The 651-nt window shown below is 61.4% G+C and carries 1 protein-coding gene; it reads right to left on the bottom strand.

All coding sequences use genetic code 11. The annotated features are described in order from the left end of the window. On the bottom strand, positions 1 to 599 hold a 599-nt coding region (locus ACWGS9_RS35145; RefSeq protein ID WP_454509472.1), incomplete at its 3' end, for a DUF4158 domain-containing protein. Between the last annotated feature and the right edge of the window lie 52 nt (positions 600 to 651).

Genomic DNA, 651 nt, shown 5'->3' on the forward strand with positions numbered 1-651 from the left:
GATCGATTTCGAGCGTGTGCAGGAAGGCGATCCGTTCGGTCAGTCCAATTAGGTTCGAAGCACCGGGCGCGTCTGGCGCTGATCGCAGCCAATGGAATCGCGTTTGACCAACAGCCGGGTCGACGTCGAGCAGAGCGTCGAGCGCTTCCAACTTCTCGGCGGCGATATCTTCGAGGAGTGTGATTTCTGCGCGTCGGCGTGCGATGGCGCGACCTGCCCAATCCGAGCGTCTCGATCGCCGCCTGAGAAGGGAGCAGCGCCCCGCGCTGCCGAAACGCAGATATCACCGCCGTAACGATCGGGTGCCCCTTGTCCCCGGCAGCCGCTGCGTCGATAGCAGACAGAAGTGCTGCACGCCGGTCGTTCTTGTTGGCTATGTGCAGACTGAGATGCTCGGTCAGGAAACGGCTGTGCTCGAAACGTGTCTGCATCCGACGCGCGTAGATGGCGTAATCACGCGAGTCTACGCCGAGCTGGTCGGCCAAGTGGCGGATGACCACCGCATGAGGCTGCTCGTCTTCTCCCAGGAGACGCCCAGTATGCCGCATGACGCAAAGCTGGATGGCGAAGCCCGGTTTATTATGCGGGCGGCGACGCACCTCACATTCCAACCTGTCAACTGGATCGAGAGTGTAGTGCCGGAGCAGACTA

It is taken from the genome of Mesorhizobium sp. Arg314, assembly GCF_053714275.1.